General features: G+C 42.6%; 22 protein-coding genes, 1 other RNA gene and 2 other annotated features. Of the genes, 17 read left to right on the top strand and 6 right to left on the bottom strand.

The window, feature by feature from the left end; translation table 11 throughout:
* Nucleotides 1-4 precede the first annotated feature (4 nt).
* From NSQ11_RS12540 to dtd, 3 genes are all read left to right on the top strand, one after another.
* The gene (locus NSQ11_RS12540; protein ID WP_008342729.1) at nucleotides 5-517 is read left to right on the top strand and encodes an adenine phosphoribosyltransferase; all 513 of its coding nucleotides are present in this window, start codon (nucleotides 5-7) and stop codon (nucleotides 515-517) included.
* A 142-nt stretch (nucleotides 518-659) separates the two neighbouring features.
* Nucleotides 660-2,870, top strand: a complete 2,211-nt coding sequence (locus NSQ11_RS12535) for a bifunctional (p)ppGpp synthetase/guanosine-3',5'-bis(diphosphate) 3'-pyrophosphohydrolase (RefSeq protein ID WP_008342726.1) — start codon at nucleotides 660-662, stop codon at nucleotides 2,868-2,870.
* An 18-nt stretch (nucleotides 2,871-2,888) separates the two neighbouring features.
* Nucleotides 2,889-3,332 (top strand): D-aminoacyl-tRNA deacylase, encoded by a 444-nt coding sequence (gene dtd / locus NSQ11_RS12530; RefSeq protein ID WP_048003401.1) that lies wholly within the window; start codon nucleotides 2,889-2,891, stop codon nucleotides 3,330-3,332.
* A gap of 97 nt (nucleotides 3,333-3,429) precedes the next feature.
* Here the strand turns inward: dtd and NSQ11_RS12525 are convergent, their stop codons facing one another.
* Nucleotides 3,430-5,010, bottom strand: coding sequence for an SH3 domain-containing protein (locus NSQ11_RS12525; RefSeq protein ID WP_335357732.1), 1,581 nt, complete (start codon nucleotides 5,008-5,010; stop codon nucleotides 3,430-3,432).
* A 137-nt stretch (nucleotides 5,011-5,147) separates the two neighbouring features.
* Here NSQ11_RS12525 and NSQ11_RS12520 point away from each other — a divergent pair, with 137 nt between their 5' ends.
* The 5 genes from NSQ11_RS12520 to NSQ11_RS12500 all read left to right on the top strand — a co-directional run bounded on the left by NSQ11_RS12520 (nucleotide 5,148) and on the right by NSQ11_RS12500 (nucleotide 9,876).
* Nucleotides 5,148-5,318, top strand: a complete 171-nt coding sequence (locus NSQ11_RS12520) for a YrzK family protein (RefSeq protein ID WP_003216250.1) — start codon at nucleotides 5,148-5,150, stop codon at nucleotides 5,316-5,318.
* 58 nt (nucleotides 5,319-5,376) lie between these two features.
* Nucleotides 5,377-5,616, top strand: a binding site (T-box leader).
* A 73-nt stretch (nucleotides 5,617-5,689) separates the two neighbouring features.
* Nucleotides 5,690-6,964, top strand: coding sequence for a histidine--tRNA ligase (gene hisS / locus NSQ11_RS12515; RefSeq protein ID WP_008342721.1), 1,275 nt, complete (start codon nucleotides 5,690-5,692; stop codon nucleotides 6,962-6,964).
* Nucleotides 6,965-6,982: 18 nt separating this feature from the next.
* Nucleotides 6,983-8,761 carry an aspartate--tRNA ligase gene (gene aspS / locus NSQ11_RS12510; protein WP_046344996.1) on the top strand — a complete coding sequence of 593 codons (1,779 nt, stop codon included), beginning with the start codon at nucleotides 6,983-6,985 and terminating at the stop codon, nucleotides 8,759-8,761.
* Between the two features lie 77 nt (nucleotides 8,762-8,838).
* Nucleotides 8,839-9,019: non-coding RNA, 6S RNA (gene ssrS / locus NSQ11_RS12505), on the top strand.
* A gap of 92 nt (nucleotides 9,020-9,111) precedes the next feature.
* Nucleotides 9,112-9,876 carry a tRNA threonylcarbamoyladenosine dehydratase gene (locus NSQ11_RS12500; RefSeq protein WP_213406884.1) on the top strand — a complete coding sequence of 255 codons (765 nt, stop codon included), beginning with the start codon at nucleotides 9,112-9,114 and terminating at the stop codon, nucleotides 9,874-9,876.
* A gap of 33 nt (nucleotides 9,877-9,909) precedes the next feature.
* On the opposite strand, the gene NSQ11_RS12495 is transcribed toward NSQ11_RS12500, so the two are convergent.
* Nucleotides 9,910-11,175 carry a replication-associated recombination protein A gene (locus NSQ11_RS12495; protein ID WP_099496642.1) on the bottom strand — a complete coding sequence of 422 codons (1,266 nt, stop codon included), beginning with the start codon at nucleotides 11,173-11,175 and terminating at the stop codon, nucleotides 9,910-9,912.
* Nucleotides 11,176-11,382: 207 nt separating this feature from the next.
* Here NSQ11_RS12495 and NSQ11_RS12490 point away from each other — a divergent pair, with 207 nt between their 5' ends.
* The 8 genes from NSQ11_RS12490 (at nucleotide 11,383) to NSQ11_RS12455 (ending at nucleotide 18,201) form a co-directional block, all read left to right on the top strand.
* On the top strand, nucleotides 11,383-11,802 hold the full coding sequence (locus NSQ11_RS12490; protein WP_008342713.1) for an Rrf2 family transcriptional regulator: 420 nt from the start codon (nucleotides 11,383-11,385) through the stop codon (nucleotides 11,800-11,802).
* 18 nt (nucleotides 11,803-11,820) lie between these two features.
* On the top strand, nucleotides 11,821-12,963 hold the full coding sequence (locus NSQ11_RS12485; protein ID WP_099496641.1) for a cysteine desulfurase family protein: 1,143 nt from the start codon (nucleotides 11,821-11,823) through the stop codon (nucleotides 12,961-12,963).
* 94 nt (nucleotides 12,964-13,057) lie between these two features.
* Complete coding sequence (gene mnmA, locus NSQ11_RS12480) at nucleotides 13,058-14,176, top strand: tRNA 2-thiouridine(34) synthase MnmA (RefSeq protein WP_008342709.1); 1,119 nt, start codon at nucleotides 13,058-13,060, stop codon at nucleotides 14,174-14,176.
* Between the two features lie 61 nt (nucleotides 14,177-14,237).
* Entirely contained in the window at nucleotides 14,238-14,891 is a 654-nt protein-coding gene (locus NSQ11_RS12475; protein ID WP_008342707.1) for a tetratricopeptide repeat protein, read from the top strand.
* 19 nt (nucleotides 14,892-14,910) lie between these two features.
* Nucleotides 14,911-17,295, top strand: a complete 2,385-nt coding sequence (locus tag NSQ11_RS12470; RefSeq protein WP_017358107.1) for an ATP-dependent RecD-like DNA helicase — start codon at nucleotides 14,911-14,913, stop codon at nucleotides 17,293-17,295.
* 90 nt (nucleotides 17,296-17,385) lie between these two features.
* Entirely contained in the window at nucleotides 17,386-17,844 is a 459-nt protein-coding gene (locus NSQ11_RS12465; RefSeq protein ID WP_008342703.1) for a PRC-barrel domain-containing protein, read from the top strand.
* A gap of 13 nt (nucleotides 17,845-17,857) precedes the next feature.
* Complete coding sequence (locus tag NSQ11_RS12460; RefSeq protein ID WP_003216308.1) at nucleotides 17,858-18,049, top strand: hypothetical protein; 192 nt, start codon at nucleotides 17,858-17,860, stop codon at nucleotides 18,047-18,049.
* Between the two features lie 20 nt (nucleotides 18,050-18,069).
* The gene (locus NSQ11_RS12455) at nucleotides 18,070-18,201 is read left to right on the top strand and encodes a YrzQ family protein (RefSeq protein ID WP_008342695.1); all 132 of its coding nucleotides are present in this window, start codon (nucleotides 18,070-18,072) and stop codon (nucleotides 18,199-18,201) included.
* Between the two features lie 38 nt (nucleotides 18,202-18,239).
* Here the strand turns inward: NSQ11_RS12455 and NSQ11_RS12450 are convergent, their stop codons facing one another.
* From NSQ11_RS12450 to NSQ11_RS12435, 4 genes are all read right to left on the bottom strand, one after another.
* Nucleotides 18,240-18,890 carry an amino acid ABC transporter permease gene (locus NSQ11_RS12450; RefSeq protein ID WP_017367699.1) on the bottom strand — a complete coding sequence of 217 codons (651 nt, stop codon included), beginning with the start codon at nucleotides 18,888-18,890 and terminating at the stop codon, nucleotides 18,240-18,242.
* A 15-nt stretch (nucleotides 18,891-18,905) separates the two neighbouring features.
* On the bottom strand, nucleotides 18,906-19,559 hold the full coding sequence (locus NSQ11_RS12445) for an amino acid ABC transporter permease (RefSeq protein WP_008342691.1): 654 nt from the start codon (nucleotides 19,557-19,559) through the stop codon (nucleotides 18,906-18,908).
* Between the two features lie 80 nt (nucleotides 19,560-19,639).
* Complete coding sequence (locus tag NSQ11_RS12440) at nucleotides 19,640-20,449, bottom strand: transporter substrate-binding domain-containing protein (RefSeq protein WP_008342689.1); 810 nt, start codon at nucleotides 20,447-20,449, stop codon at nucleotides 19,640-19,642.
* Nucleotides 20,450-20,463: 14 nt separating this feature from the next.
* The gene (locus NSQ11_RS12435) at nucleotides 20,464-21,192 is read right to left on the bottom strand and encodes an amino acid ABC transporter ATP-binding protein (protein ID WP_050827499.1); all 729 of its coding nucleotides are present in this window, start codon (nucleotides 21,190-21,192) and stop codon (nucleotides 20,464-20,466) included.
* A 225-nt stretch (nucleotides 21,193-21,417) separates the two neighbouring features.
* Between NSQ11_RS12435 and NSQ11_RS12430 the strand changes: the two genes are divergently transcribed.
* Nucleotides 21,418-22,482, top strand: a complete 1,065-nt coding sequence (locus tag NSQ11_RS12430; protein ID WP_017358104.1) for an AI-2E family transporter — start codon at nucleotides 21,418-21,420, stop codon at nucleotides 22,480-22,482.
* Between the two features lie 43 nt (nucleotides 22,483-22,525).
* Nucleotides 22,526-22,733: a binding site (T-box leader), on the top strand.
* Nucleotides 22,734-22,745: the final 12 nt, after the last annotated feature.

The following is a 22,745-nucleotide window of genomic DNA, read 5'->3' as shown; positions in this document are numbered from 1 at the left end:
AAAGATGGATTTAAAACAATATGTGACAGTTGTACCTGACTACCCAAAGGAAGGTGTACAATTTAAAGATATTACAACGTTAATGGATAAAGGCGAAGTGTACCGTTATGCAACGGATCAAATCGTTGAATACGCGAAGGAAAGAGACATTGATCTCATTGTTGGACCTGAAGCGCGTGGATTCATTATTGGCTGCCCTGTAGCATACGCACTTGGTGTAGGTTTTGCCCCAGTTCGTAAAGAAGGAAAGCTTCCTCGTGAAGTCATCAAAGTCGATTACGGTTTGGAATACGGTAAAGATGTATTAACGATTCATAAAGATGCAATTCGTCCTGGTCAGCGTGTACTGATCACAGATGATTTGCTTGCGACAGGTGGAACGATTGAAGCATCCATCAAGCTGGTTGAGGAATTAGGCGGCGTTGTGGCAGGGATTGCATTTTTAATTGAGCTGACGTATCTTGATGGCAGAAAGAAGCTTGACGGTTACGACATCTTGACGTTAATGCAATACTAATGGAGTTTTACGCAAAAAGCACTCAGTAAGAAGGGTGCTTTTTTCCTATCAAAAATCTTTTAGCGGACTTCTTCTCTTTACATCTATCGAATTTTTCTTGATAATAAACTACAATACAGTTTTCATTTAAAAAGGTGATTCCATGGCGAACGAACAAGTTTTAACGGCGCAGCAGGTCATTGATAAGGCAAGAGAATACCTGTCCGCTGAACATATTCAATTTATAGAGCGTGCATACGAATATGCTGAAAATGCTCACAAGGAGCAATACCGGAAATCCGGTGAGCCCTATATTATCCATCCTATTCAAGTGGCGGGAATTCTTGTTGATCTTGAAATGGACCCTTCGACCATTGCTGGCGGCTTCTTGCATGATGTTGTCGAAGACACGGATGTGACATTAGAAGATTTAAAAGAGCATTTTAACGAAGAAGTGGCCATGCTTGTTGATGGTGTGACAAAGCTCGGAAAGATTAAATATAAATCACAAGAAGAACAACAGGCTGAAAACCATCGTAAAATGTTTGTTGCAATGGCGCAGGATATTCGCGTCATCTTAATTAAGCTGGCAGACCGTCTTCACAATATGAGAACACTCAAACATCTTCCGCAGGAAAAGCAGCGAAGAATTTCAAATGAAACCCTTGAGATCTTTGCACCGCTTGCGCACAGATTAGGGATTTCAAAGATTAAGTGGGAGCTTGAAGATACAGCCCTCCGCTATTTAAATCCGCAGCAATACTACCGGATTGTGAATCTCATGAAGCGCAAACGAGCGGAACGTGAGGAATACTTGGACGAGGTTGTTAATGAAGTAAAAGACCGCGTGTCTGAGGTGAACATTAAGGCTGAATTCTCCGGCAGACCGAAACATATTTATAGTATTTATCGAAAAATGGTCATGCAAAATAAGCAATTTAATGAAATATATGATTTGCTGGCTGTTCGTATTTTGGTTGACAGCATTAAAGACTGCTATGCGGTACTTGGTATTATTCATACGTGCTGGAAGCCGATGCCAGGCAGATTTAAGGATTATATTGCGATGCCAAAGCCGAACATGTATCAGTCTCTTCATACAACGGTGATTGGTCCAAAAGGGGACCCGCTTGAAGTTCAGATTCGTACAGTGGAAATGCACGAAATTGCGGAATACGGAATTGCGGCACACTGGGCGTATAAAGAAGGCAAAGAGTCAGCAGAATCGACGGAAGAAGCCGTTTTCCAGAAGAAGCTGTCTTGGTTTAGAGAAATCCTTGAATTCCAAAATGAATCCACAGATGCGGAAGAATTTATGGAATCGTTAAAAATCGATCTCTTCTCTGATATGGTGTTTGTATTTACACCAAAAGGAGACGTCATAGAGCTGCCGTCTGGTTCAGTTCCAATTGATTTCTCATACCGGATTCATTCGGAAATTGGGAATAAAACAATCGGAGCCAAAGTCAACGGTAAAATGGTCACACTTGATCATAAGCTAAAAACAGGTGACATTATTGAAATTCTGACATCTAAGCATAGCTATGGACCAAGCCAGGATTGGGTCAAACTTGCCCAAACCTCCCAAGCGAAGCACAAGATCAGACAGTTTTTCAAGAAACAGCGCCGTGAAGAAAATGTCGAAAAAGGCCGAGAACTTGTGGAGAAAGAAATCAAAAACCTTGAGTTCGATGTTAAAGACATTTTGACCGCTGAAAATCTGCAAAAAGTGGCTGATAAATTTAATTTCTCAAATGAAGAGGACATGTATGCAGCCGTTGGTTATAACGGAATTACGGCACTCCAAGTGGCGAATCGTTTAACGGAAAAAGAAAGAAAACAAAGAGATCAGGAAGAACAAGAGAAAACCGTTCAAGAAGTGTCTGTAGAGTCAAAACCATATCACGGGAAAAAACGGGAAGCTGGCGTGCGAGTGAAAGGCATTGATAACTTGCTTGTCCGTTTATCTAAGTGTTGTAATCCTGTTCCTGGTGATAGCATTGTTGGCTTTATTACAAAAGGCCGTGGCGTATCTGTTCACCGTGATGACTGTCCGAACGTAAAGACAGGAGAAGCGCAGGAACGGTTAATCCCGGTTGAGTGGGAGCATGAACAGCCTGCTCGAAACCGTAAAGAATACAATGTGGAAATTGAGATATTAGGATATGACAGACGCGGCTTACTTAATGAGGTGCTTCAAGCAGTCAACGAAACCAAAACGAACATCTCGTCGGTTTCTGGTAAGTCTGATCGTAACAAAGTGGCGACGATCCATATGGCGATCTTTATCCAAAATATTAACCATTTGCACAAAGTGGTAGAACGCATCAAACAAATCAAAGACATTTACTCTGTTCGCCGATTCATGAATTAGAAAGGAAGTATATCGTCTATGAGGCTTGTTGTTCAGCGTGTGACGAGTGCATCTGTGAAAGTAGGAGAAGAGATCACAGGTGCCATCAATGAAGGCTATATGGTGCTCGTTGGGGTTACACATGAAGACACAGAAGAAGATGTGCATTACTTAGCTGAAAAGCTCGCACACTTGCGTATTTTTGAAGATGAAAACGGGAAAATGAATCTTTCGTTATTGGATGTAAAAGGAAGCGTGCTGTCTGTATCTCAATTTACTCTTTATGGTGATACGAGGAAAGGCAGACGGCCGAACTTTATGAAAGCTGCCAAACCGGATGTGGCGAATTCACTTTACGAATGCTTCAATGAAACGCTTAGAGAAAAGGGCATCCATGTTGAAACTGGACGTTTTGGGGCGATGATGGACGTCTCATTGACCAATTCGGGGCCAGTCACCATGTTGATGGACAGCAAAGAATAGAAAGACATTAGACTGTAGATAAACTCTTGCTGAGAGTTTGTTTAGAGTCTTTTTCTTTTGCGATCAAACAAAAAAGAGGCGCAGCGGCCTCTTTTTTCTATCGGAAATATTGTTTTAATCCTTCTGTCATTCCTTCTGTCACTCGTTCTTGGTAAGAGGCGCTATAAATGATCGCTTCTTCTTGAGGATTGCTTAAATAGCCGAGTTCATATAAAAGGGAAGGGCGCTTGTTTTCTCTTAAAACAAAATAATCTCCAAATTTGACTCCTTTATCAGGGATCTGTGATCGTTTTGCGACTTCCGTATGAACGCTTGTCGCCAGGCTTTGATCTTTGGATGCCTGATAATAATATGCGGTGCTCCCTCTGATACTTGGGTCCATAAAACTATCATAATGAAGACTAATAAATGCATCTGCATTTCGGTAATGTGAAGTGGCAACCCTCGATTGAAGGCTGATGAATGTATCATCACTTCGTGTTAAATAGACATTTGCTCCAGAAGCTCTTAACTTACCCGCCAGCAAATGAGCGGTTTTGATCGTGATATTCTTTTCAAATGCACCGTCTGCGCCGATCGTGCCGCTGTCTTTTCCGCCATGCCCAGGATCAAGAACAATTGTTTTGCCTTTTAAAGATCCAGTGCCAGACGATGAATCCTGCTGAGGTCTTGGTGCTTCGCTGCTATTTTTCTTTGTTTGAACGACCCAGCTCGCCACGTAGCCTGTTCCGCCGTTTGATAATGTCACCTCGTACCAGTCACCTTGCGTACGAACAATTTGATAAGCAGCTCCTTTTGTTGCTCTTTCTGCAATTCCAGCAGAGGTAGAAGCGCTTTTTCTAATATTCGTTCCATCATAAACGATGTACGCTTTCTGATGAGATGACGAAGAGGAAGAATTCTTTTCAGGTGCTGCACTTGTTCCTTGGTTTGAGACAATATAATAACTTGCAACCCAGCCTTTAACGCCTTTTGCTTCGATTTCATACCAGCCATTTTGCTCCCTTAAAATGGTGACTTGAGTGTTGCGGGAAAGTGAAGCGGCCACTTGTGCGTTTGGTGCCGCCGATTTTCGAACATTCAAGCTTGATACGCCAACTGTGCCGGACTGTTTAGAACGAGCGGGCTCAGCTGATCTGGATGAAGAAGCGTTTTGTCCGCCAGAAATATAATCAGAGTGGACCCAGCCTTCCGCTTGTTTGTACGATATTTTTGTCCATTCGCCGCTTGTGTCCAGCTTTTTAGCGGAAGCGCCCTGCGGAAAAGTGCCAATGACTTGATAGGAAGTCCCTGGGCCTGTCCGAATGCGAAGGTCGGAGGCTGTTGACGTAATCGAACTGCTTCCTTGCGTACTTTGACCTTGCGTCTTTTGCTTAGCAGGCTTTTGTGCATCAGATGACTTGGTAATCAGCCATGAGACGACCCAGCCTTTTTGTCCGTTCGATAGCCCGATCTGTACCCATTCTCCTTGTTCAGTGAGAATCGGGTAGCTTTCTCCTCGTTTCACAACTGCTGCGATCCCGTAGCTTAAACCAGGTCCGGTTCGCACATTGATTTCATCTGTTGCAACGACAGCTTGATCTGTTTGAGCCGTCGCATGTGTCATTGGCCAAGTGCTGGCAATGAGGACAAAACAGGTGAGCAGCAACATCATGTGATGGTGTGTTTTCAGATTCAAAACGGTGTTTTCCCCTCCCTTGTAAAACCGATGAATGTTAATTCGTTATGTAATGGATGAATTCCTTGCAGTTTCCCTAATAAAATTGAATCAATCTGTTTATACTAGATAAAAATGTGATAAAAGGATGTACAAACATGAGATTAAGCAGAAAATTAGGACGAGTGCAATATAATGGACATCGTGATATCGACCGCTGGCAGCACGACGAAATGGATCAACCAGGCTTCCTTGAAGAAACGGCATCTGAATACGGATGCACGTCAAAAGAAGAGCTGGAAAAGAAAAAGAGACACGGCAAGGGTTGACAGAGTGGCAGCACCGACCTTATTATAATATAAATCAACACACTTGAAAATTTAAAATGTGGAACTGATGATAGAGAATAGTAGGGTAAATTGCGTGAGCAGAGAGGAATCGCCTTAGGCTGAAAGCGAATCCGCATGGCATTTATCACGAAAGAACACTCTGTAGGTTTCCTGCTGAACACTCAAAAAATGAGTCATTAGGCGGAGAACGTGAATCTGCGTTAAGGATTTGAGCGGGAACATGGCTAGATCATGTTCCAACTAGGGTGGCACCACGGGTATAACTCTCGTCCCTACTATACACATAGTAGAGGCGGGGGTTTTTTATATGTCCACATAAAAAATGAATGATGGTCGTAGGAGGACGAAAAATGAGTTTTAATATTCCAAGAGGCACACAGGATATTTTACCGGGAGAATCAGAACGCTGGCAGTATGTTGAACAAATTGCGAGAGATACATGTGCAGCCTTTCAATACAAAGAGATTCGCACACCGATTTTTGAGCATACGGAACTGTTTGCACGAGGAGTAGGCGAGTCAACAGATATCGTTCAAAAAGAGATGTACACATTTGAAGACAAAAAAGGACGTAGCATCACACTTCGCCCAGAAGGAACAGCTTCAACTGTCCGTTCTTATGTTGAAAATAAACTGTTTGCACAGCCTGCACAGCCTACAAAGCTGTACTACATTGGACCAATGTTCCGCTATGAGCGTCCGCAAACGGGAAGATATCGTCAATTTTATCAATTCGGAATTGAAGCGATCGGTTCAAAAGATCCTGCCATTGATGCAGAGGTCATTTCATTAGCGATGAGTGTGTACGAGAAAGCAGGTCTTTCCAACTTAAAACTCGTCATTAACAGCCTTGGTGACAAAGAAAGCCGTGCAGATTACCGTCAAGCACTTGTCGAGCATTTTGAACCAAGAATTGATGAATTCTGTCATGACTGCCAAATTCGCTTGCATCAAAATCCATTGCGTATTCTTGATTGTAAAAAGGACCGCGACCACGAACTGATGGCAACGGCACCATCCATTCAAGATTACTTAAATGAAGAATCACGGACTTATTTTGAAAAAGTAAAACAATATTTAACCGATCTAGGCATTGAATATGTCGTCGATCCGAACTTAGTGCGCGGTCTTGATTATTACAATCACACTGCCTTTGAGATTATGAGTAATGCAGAAGGCTTTGGCGCGATCACAACATTAGCCGGCGGCGGCCGTTATGATGGACTCGTTGAAGGAATTGGCGGTCCTGAATCACCAGGTATCGGCTTTGCGATGAGTATTGAACGTTTCCTATCAGCGATTGATGCAGAGAAGATTGAGCTTCCTGTTCAAGACGGCATTGATTTATATATTGCGGCATTAGGAGATCAAGCAAAAGATTATGCTGTTGGCTTATTGAATCGCCTAAGAAAAGAAGGCATTTCAAGTGAAATGGACTATACAGGGAAAAAGCTAAAAGCACAATTTAAAGCCGCAGACCGCTTGAAAGCCAAGTTTATTGCAGTTCTTGGTGAAGATGAGCTGGCGCAGCAAATTGTAAATGTAAAAGATACGACAACGGGTGAACAAATTGAAGTGAAGCTTGATGAGCTGATTCAAATGATGAAAGCCCACCAGAAAGCGTAAAGAAGGAGTGGAATGTTTGTGTTTGGTAGAACTTTTTATTGTGGAGAAGTAACAGAAGACCAAATTGGTCAAACAGTTGTATTAAAAGGATGGGTACAAAAACGTCGTGACCTTGGTGGATTAATCTTTATTGACCTGCGTGATCGTACAGGCATTGTGCAAGTTGTCTTTCATCCAGACCAATCAAAAGAGGCTCTTGAGACAGCAGAATCGATTCGTAATGAATATGTCCTTGATATTAAAGGGACAGTGGTCGCAAGAGAAGAAGCCACGATCAACCCAAATTTAAAAACAGGCAAAATTGAAATTCAAGTCGACACGGTCACTGTTTTAAATGAAGCCAAGACGCCTCCATTTGTGATTTCTGATCAAGCAGATGAGGTATCAGAAGATGTGCGCTTAAAATACCGCTACCTAGATCTTCGCCGTCCTGCGATGTTTGAAACGATGAAAATGCGACATGAAGTCACAAAAGCATTCCGCCATTTCTTAGATGATCACGGCTTTCTAGACATTGAAACGCCAATTTTAACAAAAAGTACGCCAGAAGGTGCACGTGACTATCTTGTGCCAAGCCGTGTACACGAAGGAGAATTCTATGCGCTGCCGCAGTCTCCGCAATTATTTAAGCAATTGCTCATGGTGTCTGGGATGGACCGCTACTATCAAATCGCTCGCTGCTTTAGAGATGAAGACTTACGTGCTGACCGTCAGCCGGAATTTACACAAGTCGATATTGAAATGTCCTTTATGAGCCAAGAAGACATCATGACGCTTGCTGAAGAGATGATGGCAAAGGTGATGAAAGATGTCAAAGGTGTTAACCTGACATTGCCATTACCTCGTATGACGTACGATGAAGCGATGAATTCCTATGGTTCTGACAAGCCGGATACCCGATTTGACATGAAGCTTGTCAACATTTCAGATACGGTAAAAGACTCAGATTTCAAAGTCTTCAGCGGTGCTGTAAACAATGGCGGAGCTGTCAAAGCGATTAATGTCAAAGGGGCTGCAGCAAACTACTCAAGAAAAGACATCGATGCACTCGGTGCATTTGCAGCGAACTATGGTGCAAAAGGTCTTGCTTGGCTAAAAGCTGAAGGGACAGAGTTAAAAGGACCAATCGCTAAATTCTTTGATGAGTCAAAACAAGCAGAATTAAAAGAACAGCTTCAAGTTGAAGAAGGCGACCTTTTACTCTTTGTTGCAGATAAGACGTCTGTTGTCCATGATGCGCTTGGCGCACTTCGCTTAAAACTTGGCAAAGAGCTTAAACTCATCGATGAGTCTGTCTTTAATTTCTTATGGGTTGTCGATTGGCCGCTGCTTGAAAAAGATGAAGAAGAAGGCCGCTTCTATGCTGCCCACCATCCTTTCACAATGCCAGTTCGGGATGATCTTGAATTAATTGAAACAAGTCCAGAAGATATGAAAGCTCAAGCGTATGATCTTGTGCTGAACGGCTATGAGCTTGGCGGAGGTTCTATTCGTATTTTTGAAAAGGACATTCAAGAGAAAATGTTTGGTTTACTTGGCTTTTCTAAAGAAGAAGCGTACGATCAGTTCGGCTTCCTTCTTGATGCATTTGAGCATGGTGTGCCTCCGCATGGCGGAATTGCGCTTGGACTTGACCGCTTAGTGATGCTGCTTGCCGGCCGATCTAACCTAAGAGATACCATTGCGTTCCCGAAAACGGCAAGTGCAAGCTGTGTTCTCACAGATGCTCCTGGCACTGTAAGCGCAGCGCAGCTAGATGAACTGAGTTTGGCGATTAAAACAAAAGTAAAACAGTAAAATAGGCGCATGTTTATAGGCATGTAAACGCTTGTAAAAGGGACATGCCTATGATATGCTTTCATCAACCAATAAATAAAGTCCTGATACGTACGGTGGTTACCTAGTTTTGACCGAACATTTTTTTTTACGGGAGCTTGCCTTTCCTTTCTGCATAAATGCCTCTTCTGAGGACTTATAAAGTGAGGAAGAAAGCACCCACCTGCATGGTGCGGGGTTCAAAACGAAGGAAAAGCTGGCGGCGTGATCGGGACTTTTTTGTGTTTTTTTCTATTTGAGAAGGATGACGGAGAACGCTGAATATGATATGATTCTTTCGATTCATTTTAAATAAAGGTGGAGTGAGGCACTTGTTACATCAGTTTTCAAGAAACGAGCTTGCCATTGGCAAGGAAGGCTTAAATATATTAAAAAACAGTACAGTTGCAGTGCTTGGAGTAGGCGGCGTAGGTTCTTTTGCAGTAGAAGCCCTTGCTCGTTCAGGTGTTGGCCGTATTGTTCTTGTTGATAAAGATGATATTGATATTACAAATGTAAATAGGCAGCTGCCAGCTTTGCTATCAACGGTTGGTCAGCCTAAAGTTGACTTAATGCAGGCAAGAATTGCTGACATCAACCCAGAATGTGAAGTTGTTGCGCTCAAAATGTTCTATACAGAAGAAACATATGAACAATTCTTTGAGTATCCACTTGATTATGTCATTGATGCATCAGATACAATTCATTATAAAATTCATTTAATGAAAGAGTGCCTGAAACGCGATGTGAACATTATTTCGAGTATGGGTGCTGCAAACAAAACAGATCCGACGCGGTTTAAAATTGAAGACATCTCAAAAACACATACAGACCCAATTGCGAAAGTCGTCAGAACACGCCTGCGGAAGGAAGGCATTCGTAAGGGAATTGAAGTTATTTTCTCTGATGAAAGTCCGATTGTCATTCGTGAAGATGTGAGAAAAGAAGTTGGAAATGATGAAGCGAAAATTCGTAAGGCACAAATGCCGCCTTCATCCAATGCTTTTGTTCCATCTGTGGCTGGACTGATCATGGGTGGTCATGTCATTATGAAACTGTTAAAAGATATTCCGATTACACGTGTGAAAGATAAATAAACAGCCCGCCTGCTAATATGCAGGGGGCTTTTTTTATTTCTGGCGTTTTAAATTCTCATAGACCTGTTTCAATGCACCTTCAAATTTCCCGGTTTGCTTCGGTACATAGTATTGCTTGTTTTTCAGCGGGTCAGGTAAATATTGCTGCTTCACCCAGCCATTTTCATAATCGTGCGGATATAAGTAATCGGCGCCCCTTCCAAGTGCAGCTGCCCCTTTATAGTGGGCATCTTTTAAATGAACGGGAACTTCACCAATTTTCCCCGTGCGAATATCATGCAGTGCCGCATCAATCGCTTGGTAAGCGGAGTTTGACTTTGGAGAAAGACACAGTTCAATCACGGCATTAGCGAGTGGAATTCGTGCTTCTGGGAAACCAACTCTCTCAGCTGTTTGAACAGCGCTTAACACACGCGGCCCTGCCTGCGGGCTGGCTAGGCCAATATCTTCATAAGCCATCACAAGTAATCGTCTCGAAATGCTTTCGAGATCTCCCGCTTCAATCAGTCTTGCAAGGTAATGAAGCGCAGCATCTGCGTCAGATCCTCTAATGGATTTTTGAAAAGCCGAGAGGACATCATAATGGGCATCACCGTTTTTATCATGCGAGAAGCTCTTTTTTTGTAAACATTCTTCTGCTGCAGCTAGAGTGATCGTGATCTGTCCAGAATCATCCGCTTTTGTCGATAAGACGGCTAGTTCAAGCGCATTTAAAGCGGAACGCACATCTCCTCCGCATCCATTTGCAAAATGATTCATTGCCTCCTCATCAACTTTGACCGAATAACCGCCAAGCCCGCGATGTTCATCCTGTAAAGCTCGAGATAATGCAGCTTTGATTTGCTCTGTTTCCAGCGGCTTCAGCTCAAATATTTGTGTCCGGCTACGGATGGCTGGGTTGATCGCATGATACGGATTAGCTGTTGTCGCGCCAATTAAAATAATCATGCCATTTTCTAAATACGGAAGAAGGAAATCCTGCTTCCCTTTATCGAGTCTGTGGACTTCGTCTAAAATCAAGATGACTTGACCACTCATTTTCGCTTCAGCGGCGACAGCTTCCATATCTTTTTTGTTATGAATCACCGCATTCAATGTACGGAAGGCAATGCTTGTACTGCCAGCGATTGCAGTTGCAATGGATGTTTTGCCGATTCCCGGCGGCCCGTATAAAATCATCGAGGACAAATGTTTCGCCTCGACCATTCGTCTAATAATTTGACCTTCTCCAACGAGATGCTCCTGCCCAATAATGTCTCCAATATGACTTGGGCGCATCCGATACGCTAAAGGTTTCATGATTATCTCTCCTAAAGCAATGTCTTGTTTGTATAGAGTACCGAAATTTCTTCAAATAGAAAAGGGATGCGTCCTCGTTTTGAGCTCAGAACCCGCAAATGAAAGTTGGCTAAAAGTATGATATAATTGCTTTTGGTCTATATAAGCGTATATGAAATCAGAAAAATAATTGATGACATAGAAATAGAAAACGCAGAGGTGTTTAACTTGAAAATTTCTACTAAAGGCAGATATGGTCTGACGATCATGATCGAATTAGCCAAAAAACATGGCGAAGGCCCTACATCATTAAAATCAATTGCTCAAAACAATGATTTGTCTGAGCATTATTTAGAGCAGCTTGTATCACCACTTCGCAATGCACGTCTTGTGAAAAGTATCCGAGGAGCGTATGGCGGCTATGTGCTTGCCCATGAGCCAAACGAGATTACAGCCGGTGATATTATTCGTGTATTAGAAGGACCTATTAGTCCTGTTGAAGTGATCGAAAACGAAGAGCCAGCAAAGCGTGCACTTTGGATTCGTATTCGTGATGCAGTAAAAGACGTACTAGACAATACAACTCTTGAAGACTTGGCAAGTTATAAAGATGACGAGGATCAAGAGGCGTATATGTTCTATATTTAGATCAGAGGTGTACCGGAAATGGAACGTATCTATTTAGATCATGCAGCCACAACGCCGATGGATCAGCGAATTGTGGACAAGATGATGCCCTACTTTACAGAGATATTTGGCAATCCCTCTAGTATTCATTCATATGGGCGCGAGGCAAGAAAGTGGCTCGATGAAGCAAGGGAAGTCATTGCAGGAGAATTACACTGTAAGCAGCAGGAGATCATCCTCACAAGCGGGGGAACAGAGGCAGACAACTTGGCCATTACAGGTGTGGCAATGGCAAGGCAGCATGAAGGAAAACATATTATCACAACAAAAACTGAGCATCATGCAGTGCTGCATACATGCGAACGCTTAGAGAAGCTTGGTTTTGATGTGACGTATTTAGATGTGGATCACACTGGATTGATTCATCTTGATCAATTAAAACAAGCACTAAGAGACGATACAATTCTTGTGACCATCATGTATGGCAATAATGAAACGGGTGTGATTCAGCCAATCAAAGAAATTGGTCAACTTTTACACGAACACACTGCTTATTTTCATACAGACGCAGTACAGGCATTTGGGACAATATCAATTGATGTCACAGAACTTCATATCGACCTCTTATCTGCGTCCGGTCATAAACTAAATGGCCCGATGGGAACAGGCTTTTTATACGTCAATGAGCGTGTAAAACTTTCTCCGCAGCTATTCGGAGGAGAACAAGAAAGAAAACGCCGTGCTGGCACTGAAAATGTGGCGGGAATCATTGGGCTTGCAGAAGCAGTTCAATTAACAAAGCAAAATAGAAGAGAAAAAGCAGTGCATTATGGTAAGCTCAAAGAAGCGATGCTGCAAGTATTCAAAGAGGAATCACTCAATTTCTCTATCAATGGACACCCGAAAGAGACATTGCCGCATATTTTAAATGTCCACTTCCCGGGCGTTTCTATTGAATCGTTACTTGTGAACTTAGATATGGAAGGGATTGCTGTTTCAAGCGGGTCAGCATGTACGGCTGGATCTGTCCTTCCTTCGCACGTATTAAGCGCCATGTATGGTGAAGAAGCAAAAGAGCTGACATCCTCAGTCAGAATTAGCTTCGGTCTTGGAAATGAAGAGGAACATGTGAAGCAGGCGGCGCATAAGATAGCGGCTGTCGTGAAACGCCTAGCCAAATAAATGCTCCCTTTTGTTCGTGTGTGAAAAATGAAACAGCTAGGCACCTGAAGAACGAAACGCGCACGTTGTTTCATTGAAATTGGAGTTGATGAAGATGACAAAAAGACCTGAAGACACAAGAGTTGTGGTCGGTATGTCCGGAGGCGTCGATTCATCAGTTGCTGCGCTCATGCTAAAGGAGCAAGGCTATGATGTGATCGGCATATTTATGAAAAACTGGGATGACACAGATGAAAATGGTGTATGTACAGCAACGGAGGACTATGAGGATGTCATTCGTGTTTGTAACCAGATTGGAATCCCATATTATGCAGTGAATTTCGAGAAACAGTATTGGGACAAAGTGTTTCAATATTTTCTTGATGAATATAAAGCAGGCAGAACGCCGAACCCAGATGTCATGTGTAACAAAGAAATTAAGTTCAAAGCATTTCTTGAGCATGCATTGTCGCTTGGAGCGGATTATTTGGCAACAGGCCACTATGCCCGTGTCGACAGAACCGGCGATGAAGTCAAAATGCTAAGAGGTCTTGATACAAACAAAGACCAAACTTATTTCTTGAATCAGCTGACTCAAGAACAGCTTGATAAAGTGTTGTTCCCAATCGGCGATTTAGAGAAAAAAAGAGTGCGTGAATTAGCGAAAGAAGCAGAGCTCGCAACAGCAACGAAAAAAGATTCTACGGGCATCTGCTTTATTGGGGAAAGAAACTTTAAAACGTTCCTTAGCCAATATTTGCCTGCACAGCCCGGTGTGATGCAGACAATGGACGGAGAAGTAAAAGGTGAACATGATGGACTGATGTATTACACGATCGGTCAGCGCCAAGGACTTGGCATTGGCGGAAGCGGTGATCCGTGGTTCGTTGTTGGGAAGGACTTAGAGAAAAATATCTTATTTGTTGAACAAGGCTTCCACAACCCGCTTTTATACTCTGAAAGTATTTCAGCTGTTAACATCAGCTGGACTCGTCCTCATATTGTCGGCGAAAACGGTGAACTCACATGCACAGCGAAATTCCGATACCGTCAAGAAGACCATCATGTAAAAGTCAAAATGACAGGTGAGCAGGAAGCAATGGTGATCTTTGATGAACCCGTTCGTGCTGTCACTCCAGGACAAGCTGTTGTTTTTTATGATGGCGAAGAATGTCTTGGCGGCGGGACCATTGACGATGTCTTTAAAGATGGCCAAAAGCTGTCGTATGTGTAACATGTGTTAAAAACCTCAACGTCGCTGTTGAGGTTTTTTAATGAAAGGATGAAGAGAGCGAATGAATCATAACGAAATCGGTATTGAAGCTTTAAATCAAGGGAACATCGAACAGGCAGCTGAAGCTTTTACGAAAGCCATTGAAGAAAGCCCAAAGGACCCGGTTCCATATATTAACTTTGCGAATTTACTTTCAAGTGTTCATGAATTTGAACGTGCATTGAACTTCTTTCAAAAAGCCATTGAACTTGATCATACAGCAGCTGCAGCTTATTATGGGGCAGGAAATGTCTACACGATGAAAGAAGACTTTATGAAAGCGAAAGACTATTTTGAGCAAGCGCTACAAGCTGGAATGGAAAACAGTGATTTGTTTTATATGTTAGGGCAGACACTGATGAAATTAGAGCAGCCAAAGCTTGCGATGCCTTATCTTCAGCGTGCAGTTGAGCTAAACGAAGAAGATAACGAAGCAAGATTTCAATTTGGCATGTGCTTAGCGAATGAACATCTGCTGGAGGAAGCGGTCGCAGTCTTTACTGAAGTGATTACGCGAGATCCGCAGCATGCAGACGCCTTTTATAATGCAGGCGTTGCGTATGCGTATTTAGAAAAAAAAGATGAAGCGCTTGAAATGCTAGGAAAAGCCATTGACGTGCAACCTGATCATATGCTTGCATTGCATGCGCAAAAGCTGATTCAAGAGGCAGAATAACCGGAAGGAGGGAAGACCTGTGCAGGAACATCCAGATCAAATGAAGCTTGAAGATGAACCGTTTTTAAAAGGGACGGTTCAAGCCGTTATTTTCCATAACGAAAGTAATTTATACTCGGTGTTAAAAGTAAAAGTCATTGAAACATCAGAGAATTTAGAGGAAAAAACAGCATCTGTCACAGGGTACTTCCCAGCGCTTCATGAGGAGGAAACCTACACCTTCTATGGCAAGGTCACAAGTCATCCGAAGTTTGGCGAGCAGTTTCAAGCCACTCATTTTCAAAAGGAAGTCCCTACAACAAAGCAAGGCATCATTCATTATCTTTCTAGTGACTTGTTTGAAGGGATTGGAAAAAAGACAGCGGAAGAAATCGTCGGCAAGCTAGGCAATCAGACGCTTCATCAAATTATGCGTGATCCGTCTGTTTTGTATGACGTCCCTCGCCTGTCAAAAAAGAAGGCTGATAAGCTGGCTGCCGCACTTCAGGAGCATCAAGGGCTTGAGCAAATTATGATCAGCCTGAATCAATATGGCTTTGGTCCTCAGCTTAGTATGAAGATTTACCAAGCGTACGAGAGTGAAACGTTGCAGAAAATTGAAGAAAACCCTTATCAGCTCGTCAAAGACGTCGAGGGGATTGGATTTATTAAAGCAGATGAACTCGGCGCTAGAACAGGGATATCTGGAAATGATCCAGAACGCATTCGTGCAGCCCTTTTGTATACCGTTGAGACAGCAAGCCTGCAAGACGGTCATACGTACATACAAACGAAAGATCTGATCATCGAAACCCGTAAATTGCTGAATCAAACAGGCAATGACTACAAAGTGACTGAAATGGACGTTGCCAATCAGATCATTGCACTTGGTGAAGGGAAAGACATGATCATTGAAGATGATCGCTGTTATCATCCGTCGCTCTTTTATGCGGAGCAAAGTGTGGCAAAACGTATTCAAAAAATTGTCTCTCAAACAGAATATGCAGATCAATTTCCTGAATCAGAATTTCTGCTTGCACTCGGTGAACTGGAGGAACGGCTTGGTGTCCAGTATGCACCAACCCAAAAAGAAGCCATTCAAAAGGCACTCATGTCTCCAATGCTGCTTCTAACAGGCGGACCGGGTACAGGGAAAACGACGGTCATTAAAGGGATTGTCGAGCTTTACAGCGATCTTCACGGCGTATCTCTTGACCCGGGTGATTATAAAAAAGATGAAGCATTTCCGTTCGTGCTTGCCGCACCAACTGGACGTGCTGCGAAACGAATGACAGAATCCACTGGACTTCCTGCTGTGACCATTCACCGGTTGCTAGGCTGGAATGGATCAGAAGGCTTCTCACATGATGAAGACCAGCCGATTGAAGGAAAGCTTGTTATCATTGATGAATCGAGTATGCTGGATATTTGGCTGGCGAACCATTTGTTTAAGGCGATCCCAGATCATATTCAAGTCATTATGGTTGGAGACGAACATCAACTTCCATCTGTCGGGCCTGGTCAAGTGTTAAGAGACCTGCTTGCGTCACAAGCTATACCGGCAGTTACATTAACTGATATTTACCGGCAGGCAGACGGTTCAACAATTGTTGAGCTTGCGCATGATATGAAAAATGGTGTTTTGCCAAAGGATATTACTGCACGCTCGAAGGATCGATCCTTTATTCAATGCTCTAGTGACCAAATGAAAGAAGTCATCGAGAAAGTGGTCAGCAATGCTGCTCAAAAGGGGTATTCAGCAAAGGACATTCAAGTGCTCGCCCCGATGTATAAAGGAAAAGCAGGCATTAATGAACTGAATAAAATGCTTCAGCAAATTTTGAATCCTAAAAAGCCAAAAGGAAGAGAAATTCCTTTTGGTGATGTCGTCTACCGGACAGGTGATAAGGTACTTCAGCTTGTCAATCAGCCCGAGAATAACATTTTTAATGGAGATATTGGCGAAATTGTCTCGATCTTTTATGCGAAAGAAAACACAGAAAAAGAAGATATGGCGGTCATCTCCTTTGATGGAAATGAAATCACGTTTACGAAAAAAGATTTTCATCAATTTACACACGCTTATTGTTGCTCGATTCATAAATCCCAGGGCAGTGAATTCCCAATCGTGGTGCTGCCAGTCGTGAGAAGTTATTATCGAATGCTTCGAAGAAATTTGCTTTACACGGCCATTACACGAAGTAAAAAGTTTTTAATTTTGTGCGGTGAGGAATCAGCATTAGAGTGGGGCGTAAAAAATAATGAAGACTCCCTCAGACAAACGTCTTTAACCATGCGTCTTACTGAAACGGAAGAAATCATGGACGCTGAGCTAGCAGCCCTCCAAAAAGAACTTCCTTTCAGCGTACACGATGCCAATATTGGCATGGAGGGAATCACTCCGTTTGATTTTATGCAAGAGTAAATGGCTTCCTTCATGGAAGCCATTTCTTCGTATGAGTCATAGAGGAAACGCACACGATAAGACTGTTCCGAAAAGGTGGTTGATCACATTTTGAGAACATGTCGAGAGCTTGAAGGACTGACGATCTATACAGACGAGCTGTCTTATTCACTTGGGGCGATCAAAGATATTTGCTTTTTAGCCGGCGGCAGCTGCGGGGGATATGTTTTAGATGGGAAAAAGAAAGACTGTGCTTTCATTCCATTCTCAGCTGGCGACAAACTGACAGACAAAGGTCTATATGTGAGCTGCCAGAAGGGCATCGAGATAGATACCACCGCCCCATCCTTTTTCTTTTCGAAATTAAAAAAGAAAATGATCCGTACGCCAGATGGTGAAACATTAGGTGTTTTGGAAGATGTATACTTTTGCATGAATTCGGGCACAATCGTAGCATATGAACTCTCGGACGGCTTCTTTACAGAGCTATCAGGGATTCGAAAGCAGCTGCATGCTGCCGGAACCTTGATGGATGTTCAAAAGGAAGCACTTGTTCTAAACCGAACGTAAAGAGGTGCTGAATATGCTCATTTGCCCAAATTGCAAATGTAAAGACATCGGAAAAATTGGGGTCAATCAATATTATTGCTGGGGCTGTTTTATTGAATTGACACTGTCAAAAGGCAAAATATCTACTCACCAAGTGGAGGAAGACGGTACACTAAGCAGTTTAGACGACCTGTTTAGTGACGATGAACGTTCAATTCAACTATAAGTGTTAAGGGGGAATTTCGAATGGGCAAAATGACTTCTTCACTATTAACGCTTGGTGCAGGTGCACTCGCATATCACTTTGCAAGTCGATATGATATGCCATCTAAGCGGGATATGAAAAAGATGAGAAAACGAGTTATGCGAATGCTTTAAACAAAAAGGGACATCCACCATGAGCGGATGTCCTTTTTTTATGCCTGCCTGTACTCTAATCTCCGTGCAAGTAAGGACAAGCTGAAGTTCACAACAAAATACATCATGGCCGCCAAGAGGAAAATAGGAAGTAAATAAGATTGGCTTTGACCATTTAAAATCTGCGCGTGATGCAATAACTCTGGAAGGGCAATTACAACGGCGAGCGATGTATCTTTTAAAAGAGAAATAAATTGACTGACAATCGGCGGTACCATTCGGCGTAACGCCTGTGGCATGATAATCATTTTTAATGTTTGAATATAGGTTAAACCAGAGGATCTGGCCGCCTCGATTTGTCCTTTATCAATTGATTTTAATCCGCTGCGAATGATTTCTGACAGCATAGCGGATTCAAACACGGTTAAAGCCGCAATGGCAGAGGCCGTGATGCTCAGCTTAATGCCAATTTCAGGCAGGGCGAAATACGTAAAAAAGATGATCAGCAAAAGCGGTAGGTTCCGAACGGTTTCAACAATGACCGCAAGCACCTTTGATAAAATAGGGATTTGTGCGAACCTCAATGTGCCAACGACTAATCCGATGATAAAGCTTAAAATGATGGAGATAAAAGCCACTTTTAAGGTGACAGCAAATCCTTCAAGTAAAAAGGCGAGATGATCGGGCTGGTAGGCACCTATAAAATCCATTGTGTTTCCTCCTTTCTAGTGGCTTCGGGCTAATCTTTTTTCTAAATAACCAACGCCTAGACTAAGTGGAATGGTCAATAGAAGATAGAACATGGCAACAAAAATGTATACATCAAATGTCACAAACGTTCTCGAAGCGATAAGGTCTCCTTGGTACATCAGATCAAACCCTGCAATGACACCTAAAATAGACGAGTTTTTCACAAGGTTGATAAATTGATTCCCAAGTGGTGGAATGACAATTTTGATTGCCTGCGGCAGAATAATATATCGCATCGTTCCGCCATATGTCAGACCAGAAGCTCTAGCTGCTTCCATTTGTCCAAGCGGTACAGCTTGTATACCTGCACGAATGGCTTCAGCGATAAAAGCAGACGTATAAATGGAGAGGGCAATGGTTCCTGCTGTAAAGCCATCTGCCACAATGCCAAGTACCGGTAAACCAAAAAAGAACACAAAGGTGATCAATAATAACGGAATATTCCGAATAAATTCCACGTAAGCCGTCCCTAACCAGTTGAGCGGCCTTAGTGGCGCAATTCTCATAATGGCAATGAGTGTACCGATGAAAAAGCTTCCAATCAACGCAATGACACTTGCACCAATCGTATATTTAAACCCTTCTAAATAAAGATGGAAGTTCTCAGTTAAAATGGAAAACCGCAGCAATCAGTTCACTTCCTTCCTAATCAACAGAGGAGCCGGCAAGCGGCTCTCCTGAGGGTGTTGAGATTGATCGAGTCAATTGATTATTCTTTGATCCATTTTTTATGAATCTTGTCATACTCTCCATTGTCTTTTAATGCCTTTAACGCTTTATTAATGGCTTCTGTCAATTCTTCATCGCCTTTTTTCACAGCGATACCATAAGGCTCATCGGTAAATGTTCCGCCAACGACTTCATAATTTGAATCTTCGTCTGCCATGCCAAATAAAATTGCATTATCAGTTGTCAGAACTTGCCCTTGATTTGATTTTAAGGCTGTAAAGGCTTCTTGGTAATTTTCAAATTCTAAAACGGATGCTTCTGGTGCCTTTTCGCGAATGTTTTGAGAAGAAGTGGACCCTTTCACTGCAAGCACCTTCGTACCTTTTTTAAGATCATCAATCGATTGAATGTCGCTGCCTTTTTTCACAAGCAGTGATTGTCCTGCTTCAAAGTATACGTCTGAGAAATTGACCTCTTTTTTACGCTCTTCTGTGATCGTCATTGTGGCAACAATGGCATGAATATCTCCTTTTTGCAGTAAAGGAATTCTTGTTTTAGATGTCACTTCTTTGAATTCTGCTTTTCCTTCATCACCGAGCATTTCTTTAGTGATCGCTTTTGCGATATCAATATCAAACCCTTCAATATCCCCGCTACTAGGATTTTTTAGACCAAATAAACGAGTATCGTTTTTCACACCGAAAACGATTTTTTTGTCTTTCTTAATGGCTTCTAATGAGCTACCTTGTTTTGCATCGGTTGAGCCTTTCTCGGCAGAGCCGCAGGCAGCGAGAGCGATCATACAGCAAGTCATCAACAGTAATAGGCCAAAGCGTTTCATTTTTTTCATCAAATTCATTCCCCCTAGTGATTTAAAATACGGCTTAAAAAGAGCTGAGCGCGTTTCTCGCGCGGTTTTTCATAAAAGGCAGCTGGTGTTGATTCTTCAAGAATTCTTCCTTCATCAATAAACACAATGCGGTCTGCGACTTCACGGGCAAACCCCATCTCGTGCGTGACAACGACCATTGTCATTCCTTCCCTTGCCAGCTGTTTCATCACATCTAGCACCTCACCGATCATCTCTGGATCAAGAGCTGATGTTGGTTCATCGAAAAGCATGACCTCAGGTTTCATTGCAAGTCCCCTTGCGATTGCCACACGCTGCTGCTGTCCTCCTGAGAGTCTAGAAGGGTAGGTGTCTGCTTTTTCAGGAATGCCAACTTTATTTAAATAAAATTCAGCTGTTTCCTTTGCTTCTTCTTTGCTCACTTTTTTAACCTTCATCGGCGCAAGCATAATGTTTTCAAGCACCGTCTTATGCGGATAAAGATGGAAGTGCTGAAACACCATCCCGATATTTTGCCTGATGAGATTGATGTTGGTTTTCGGATGCTGAACAGACACTTGATTGACAAGGACTTTTCCTTCATCAATGCTTTCAAGACGATTGATACACCTGAGGATCGTGCTTTTTCCAGACCCTGAAGGACCGATGATCACAACAACCTCACCTTTTTGAATATGTAGGTTAATGTCCTTAAGTACATGGAACTGGCCGTAATGCTTGTTGACTTCTTCGAATGTGATCATGAAGAACCTCCTCTTCTAATGATTGAGCTAAAGCGGATTCTAGCATAAATGAGGTGAAAATAAGAAAATAATGGAATATTTTCTAACGAGATTTTTACAGCAAACAGTGACTTTGGATGGAGCCGTATGTTTCATGTGTATTCATTTTTAACAAAGTTAGGACAAATTTTATTTACATGGATAATTGCAGAAGTTGGTTAAACAATAAGAAGAGAGGTGAAAAAGGTGAAGAAACGTCCGATCGAGTTTCTAATATATGCTGCAGGTGTACTGCTTGTCCTTGCGTCTTTACTCATTTTGGTTCAGCTCGACGAGCTATGGATGCCTATTTTTTTATTGCTCAAAGCGGTTTTGATCCCGCTTCTTATCGCTATTTTTATTTCTTATCTTCTTTATCCAATTGTTGAAAGACTACATAAGCGAGGTTTGCCAAGGACGGTCAGTCTTTTATTAATATATGTGCTGTTTTTTGGCGGCATTGGTCTGGCTGTGTATAAAGGGGCACCGGTTTTAATCGCTCAGTTAAATGAATTGTCGGAGCAAATTCCCATGCTTGCCGAAACGTATAATGGTGCTTTATCACATGTTCATCGTCATACAAGCCACTGGCCTGATGGACTACATGAACGGCTGGATCGTTTTATTGTCCAATCTGAGACGTATGCCGCAAATGGGGCAGAGCGGATGATTCTAAGCTGTAAAGTATTGCTTGATTACGCCTTAGTTGCTGCACTTATTCCTTTTCTTGTCTTTTATATGGTGAAAGATATGAACACGATGAAGCGGGCAGCATGGTATTTAACCCCGCCAAGCTTTCGAAAAAGGGGACATGCCTTTGTGAAAGCAGTGGATGACTCACTTGGGGATTATATTAGAGGGCAATTGCTTGTCTGTTCTTTAATTGGAGGTGCTGCTGCCATTGTTCTTTGGCTGTTTCATATTCCATATCCGCTTGTACTAGGTATGTTAATCGGTGCAACGAATGTCATTCCGTATTTTGGCCCGATTATTGGAGCGATCCCAGCTGTCTTTATCGCTTTTACCATCTCAGTGAAGTCAGTGATCATTGTGCTAATTACAGTAGCCGTGCTTCAATTTTTAGAAAGCAATGTACTGAGTCCGATCATTGTCGGGAGAAGCCTGCATATGCATCCTGTCGTGATCATGCTGGTGTTACTCGCTGGAGGGGAGCTGTTTGGCTTGATTGGAATGATTTTAGCCGTACCGTCCGCAGCCATTATGAGGGTCATTATTGTGCAATATATTCACATGAGACGAAGCGTTCATTGACAAGACGAGCCGAGTTGTCTATAATAATTTCGATTCATACATATTGAATTCAATGACGGACCCGAGTACGTTAAAAAGCTGTTGCAGAGAGAGGCTTTGTTTGCTGAGAAAAGCCTTATCAGACCTTTAACGGAAGCTAGTCCCGAGTGCAGATAAACACTGCCGCTCTCTTCCGGCGTTATCGGATGTGAAGGTGATAGACGCATATGTCTATAATCAGGGTGGTACCGCGAGAGCATCTCGTCCCTGTGTAAGTAGTTTTT

It is taken from the genome of Bacillus sp. FSL W7-1582, from assembly GCF_038593325.1.
GTDB classification, from domain to species: Bacteria; Bacillota; Bacilli; order Bacillales; family Bacillaceae; genus Bacillus; species Bacillus altitudinis.
The sequence above is the reverse complement of the archived record's forward strand: the minus strand, read 5'-3'. Positions and strand labels throughout refer to the sequence as shown.

Coding starts and splice junctions, on each gene's coding strand:
- NSQ11_RS12540 (WP_008342729.1), top strand. CDS start 5: ATGGATTTAAAACAATATGTGACAGTTGTACCTGACTACCCAAAGGAA.
- NSQ11_RS12535 (WP_008342726.1), top strand. CDS start 660: ATGGCGAACGAACAAGTTTTAACGGCGCAGCAGGTCATTGATAAGGCA.
- dtd (WP_048003401.1), top strand. CDS start 2,889: ATGAGGCTTGTTGTTCAGCGTGTGACGAGTGCATCTGTGAAAGTAGGA.
- NSQ11_RS12520 (WP_003216250.1), top strand. CDS start 5,148: ATGAGATTAAGCAGAAAATTAGGACGAGTGCAATATAATGGACATCGT.
- hisS (WP_008342721.1), top strand. CDS start 5,690: ATGAGTTTTAATATTCCAAGAGGCACACAGGATATTTTACCGGGAGAA.
- NSQ11_RS12495 (WP_099496642.1), bottom strand. CDS start 11,175: ATGAAACCTTTAGCGTATCGGATGCGCCCAAGTCATATTGGAGACATT.
- NSQ11_RS12485 (WP_099496641.1), top strand. CDS start 11,821: ATGGAACGTATCTATTTAGATCATGCAGCCACAACGCCGATGGATCAG.
- mnmA (WP_008342709.1), top strand. CDS start 13,058: ATGACAAAAAGACCTGAAGACACAAGAGTTGTGGTCGGTATGTCCGGA.
- NSQ11_RS12475 (WP_008342707.1), top strand. CDS start 14,238: ATGAATCATAACGAAATCGGTATTGAAGCTTTAAATCAAGGGAACATC.
- NSQ11_RS12460 (WP_003216308.1), top strand. CDS start 17,858: ATGCTCATTTGCCCAAATTGCAAATGTAAAGACATCGGAAAAATTGGG.
- NSQ11_RS12455 (WP_008342695.1), top strand. CDS start 18,070: ATGGGCAAAATGACTTCTTCACTATTAACGCTTGGTGCAGGTGCACTC.
- NSQ11_RS12450 (WP_017367699.1), bottom strand. CDS start 18,890: ATGGATTTTATAGGTGCCTACCAGCCCGATCATCTCGCCTTTTTACTT.
- NSQ11_RS12440 (WP_008342689.1), bottom strand. CDS start 20,449: ATGAAAAAAATGAAACGCTTTGGCCTATTACTGTTGATGACTTGCTGT.
- NSQ11_RS12435 (WP_050827499.1), bottom strand. CDS start 21,192: ATGATCACATTCGAAGAAGTCAACAAGCATTACGGCCAGTTCCATGTA.